This window comes from Catenovulum agarivorans DS-2 (assembly GCF_000568405.1).
Lineage (GTDB): Bacteria > Pseudomonadota > Gammaproteobacteria > Enterobacterales > Alteromonadaceae > Catenovulum > Catenovulum agarivorans_A.
Genome location: NZ_ARZY01000096.1, coordinates 1 through 1,103 on the forward strand (window position 1 = coordinate 1; position 1,103 = coordinate 1,103).

Annotated in this window: 1 protein-coding gene; it reads left to right on the forward strand. The window is 46.0% G+C overall.

What is annotated here, in order from left to right; genetic code table 11:
* Positions 1–1,103, forward strand: a 1,103-nt coding sequence (locus DS2_RS20630; protein WP_035016732.1) for a beta strand repeat-containing protein, incomplete at both ends; no start/stop codon positions are given.

The window sequence follows — 1,103 nt, forward strand, 5'->3', positions numbered from 1 at the left end:
GGCCAACCTAACGGTGACTGAAGCAGATTCTATTACAGATGCAGGTGTGTTAAGCATCACCAGTACAGCAGATATAGACACCTCGTTAGCCAATGGAAACATTGATTTAAATAACAACACCCATTCAATCGGCAGCTTAATAGTCGATGCAGGAACAGGCAATGTCGACATTGATGAAACAGATGCATTAACCCTACAAGTGGATAATGCAGGAGATGTAACAGTTGATTCAGTTGGCGCATTAACCTTAAATGCAGGCTCAATGAGCAACCTAACTGTTACAGAAGCAGCCTCGATAGTAGACACAGGCGCGCTAACGGTGACAGGCACAACCGACCTTGATACCTCACTTGCGGGCGGAGATATAGACCTAGACACAGCGACCCATAGCCTAGCGACACTGACAGTTAATGCGGGTGCAGGCTCAGTAGATGTAGACGAAACAGATGCGATTGCGTTAGGCAATATTACAGCGGCGAACTTTACCGTATCAGCAGGCGGTGCAGTATCAGATACAGGTACACTAACGGTATCAGGCACAACGGATATAGACACAGCTGCGAATAACTCAGATATCATATTAAACACCAATACCCATAGCCTAAACACCTTAATTGTTGAAGCAGGCACAGGTGATGTTGATATTGACGAAACAGACGCACTAACCCTGCAAGTAGACAGTGCAGGGGATGTCGCGGTTGATTCAGTTGGTGCATTAACCCTAAATGCAGGTTCAATGGCCAACTTAACGGTAACAGATGCGGCATCAGTAACAGACGCAGGTGCACTCACAGTCACAGGCACAACCGATTTAGACACCTCAACAGCGAATGGAAATATAGATTTAGGCAACAATACGCATAGCTTAAATATCTTCACAGTCGCAGCTGGAACAGGCACTGTATTGGTTGATGAAACAGACGCGCTCGATTTAGATGACATAATGGCATCAGCACTGACCATAACAGCAGGCGGAGCTGTGTCAGATTCAGGTACGCTAACTGTATCGGGTACGACAGATATTGATACCTCAGCGGGCAATGCAGATATCACGTTAAATACCAACACTCATAGCTTAGCAACCTTAGTTGTAGATGCAGGCA